The following is a 2,609-nucleotide window of genomic DNA, read 5'->3' as shown; positions in this document are numbered from 1 at the left end:
TAATCATTATATTTGTATTATTATCTACTTTTTTCATAAAAAAAATAGGCAATTGAAAGTTATAAAGCCAGTGAATAAGGATTTTATAGAATTTGGCACAAAAAAACCTCCGTTGTTTATCTCAGAGGATGAATTGTGACTTTATTGTATGTATCCGTCAAATACAGCCCATATATAACACAAGTCCTATCTATGAGATAATAATCATAAATAGGACTTTCTTTATTCTTTGGATTTTAGTTCTAATTTACATTCTTGCAGAACAAGTAATTTTTTCTACCTATTACAAATGATTTTATTTGCCTCTCAACAGAGTTATTACTAAAATCACACTGACCATCTTTTAATATAAAGATAAAGAATTTAAAAAGACTATCTGTCCCTATGATTCTCCTTTATACACTATAGAATCCTACTATTTTATATGGCGTAGGAATATTATAATTATCTTTTAATGTGTACTCTATTTCCCAATTTCCTTGAATATTTTCCTCATAAGCAGCTTTTTCTAAGTATAACATCATAATTCCTGCATCGATATTGCTTTTTTCATCTTTGTTTGATTCTATTACTAGTACGATTTTATCTTGATCAATAATAAATCTCCATCTTTGTTGGTTTCCCCATGATGGTGCAAATTTTGCATAATATAAAACATTTGCAAATCCTCTTTGTTGTAATTCTTCTAAAGAAATTTCTTCTCCCCAAGCTTTGTTATAAACTAATTCCTCTACGCCAAATCTTTCGCTTTTTTTAGATTTATCTTTTTTAAATATTCCTTTGTATTGATATCCTATAGCTATAACTCCTGTTATTCTATTTTCTATGTTTAAAATCTTTTTTAACTCCTGCTCATCTTCTATATGAAGCCAACAAGTTCCTAATCCTAATTCCCATGCTTTCATTCTCATATTTTCCATAATATAACCTGTATTTTCCATAAATCCTTCAAATTCATTGGAAACCATAACTATATAATGAGGTGCTTCAATGATATTTCCAAAATATCCAACTTTTCCAGATAATTTATTACACCATTCTTCTCCATTTTCTAAAAACAAAATATATGCTTCTTCATCCTTTAATTTTTTCCCTTGTTCTCCTATTTGAATCACTTGATTGATTAGATTTCTATCTACAGGTTCATTTTTATAATCTCTTATACTTCTCATATCTTCTACTAATTTTGAAAATTGCATTGGTCAACGCCTCCTTATTTTGTCTTACTCTCTAATAGATATCCTTTTTTATAAAAATTAAACAAATTATTGAAGTTTACGCAAACATTAACAAGCTTAATGCCATAACCATCATACCAGCGATTAGTCCATAAATAGCAATATGGTGTTCGCCATATTTTTCAGCAGTAGGTAATAGTTCATCTAATGAAATATACACCATGATTCCTGCAACACTAGCAAATATTATACCGAACATCGTTTCATCTAAAAATTTCATTAAAAGAAAATAACCAATGATAGCTCCCAAAGGTTCTGCTAATCCTGAAAGAAAGGAATATAAAAATGCTTTTTTTCTATTGCCTGTAGCAAAATAAATTGGCACTGATACTGCAATTCCTTCTGGAATATTATGAATTGCTATAGCAAAAGCTATACTAATTCCAAGAGTAGGATCTTTTATAGCACTTACAAAAGTAGCTAAGCCTTCTGGAAAGTTATGAATTGCTATGGCAAAAGCTGAAAATAATCCCATTCTTAATAATGCTTTATCATTTTCCTCATTCTTTGTCATATCATCTACATCACGTATTTCATGTGGATTTTCAATACTTGGTACCAATTTATCTATTATTGCAATAAATGCAATTCCTAAAAAAAACGATAAAGTTGTTATATAGTATCCCTTTGTTGGTCCATAAACAATTTCTAAAGACTCTCTTGCCTTTACAAATATTTCAATCATAGAAACATAAATCATAACACCAGCAGAAAAACCTAATGCTATAGATAAAAACTTTTTATTCGTTTTTTTTGTATAAAAAGCCAACGCACTTCCTATCCCTGTAGATAACCCTGCAAATAATGTAAGTCCAAAAGCAAATAATACGTTATTCACAACTGCACACCCCCTTCTTAAATCCTACAGCTAAATTACTTATACCCTAATTTAATAATAAAAACAATTCTTTCACATCTTTAACTCCAAAATATATTAAGTATTTGTAATGATACAAAATATTACATTTTTCTAAAGGTAACATAGATATACTTTATGTGATAGAATGCTGATTTAATCATTCAAAAAAAGGAGTATAAAAAGATCAAGGTATCTGTAATTCTTAACTAGGGAGATGAAGTAATGTTTAAATATTTAATTGATAATGATATAGAGCTTAGATTGCTACAAGATAAAGATGCTAAAGAATTGTTTTTATTGGTTGATAGTTGTAGAGATTATTTAAGAATGTGGTTACCATGGGTAGATGGTTCAAAAACATTTGAAGATACAAAATCATTTATTGAATCTTCAATGAATCAATTTGCATCCAATAATGGATTCCAAGCAGGCATATGGTATAAAGGACAACTAGCTGGAGTAATTGGATATCATAAAATAGATTTTCTTAACAAATCGACAAGTATAGGATA

General features: G+C 28.6%; 4 protein-coding genes. 1 reads left to right on the top strand and 3 read right to left on the bottom strand.

Annotated features, from left to right (window positions below):
- Positions 1 to 242: 242 nt before the first annotated feature.
- The 3 genes from EK368_RS15380 to zupT all read right to left on the bottom strand — a co-directional run bounded on the left by EK368_RS15380 (position 243) and on the right by zupT (position 2,076).
- Positions 243 to 350 (bottom strand): IS66 family transposase, encoded by a 108-nt coding sequence (locus EK368_RS15380; RefSeq protein ID WP_243109430.1) that lies wholly within the window; start codon positions 348 to 350, stop codon positions 243 to 245.
- Between the two features lie 45 nt (positions 351 to 395).
- Positions 396 to 1,199, bottom strand: coding sequence for a nitroreductase family protein (locus tag EK368_RS13700; protein WP_129600623.1), 804 nt, complete (start codon positions 1,197 to 1,199; stop codon positions 396 to 398).
- Positions 1,200 to 1,275: 76 nt separating this feature from the next.
- Entirely contained in the window at positions 1,276 to 2,076 is an 801-nt protein-coding gene (gene zupT, locus EK368_RS13695) for a zinc transporter ZupT (protein ID WP_129600621.1), read from the bottom strand.
- Positions 2,077 to 2,319: 243 nt separating this feature from the next.
- Here zupT and EK368_RS13690 point away from each other — a divergent pair.
- On the top strand, positions 2,320 to 2,609 hold a 290-nt coding region (locus EK368_RS13690; RefSeq protein ID WP_423243551.1), incomplete at its 3' end, for a GNAT family N-acetyltransferase.

This window comes from Anaerophilus nitritigenes, from assembly GCF_004138215.1.
Taxonomy (GTDB): domain Bacteria; phylum Bacillota; class Clostridia; order Peptostreptococcales; family Thermotaleaceae; genus Anaerophilus; species Anaerophilus nitritogenes.
The sequence above is the reverse complement of the archived record's forward strand: the minus strand, read 5'-3'. Positions and strand labels throughout refer to the sequence as shown.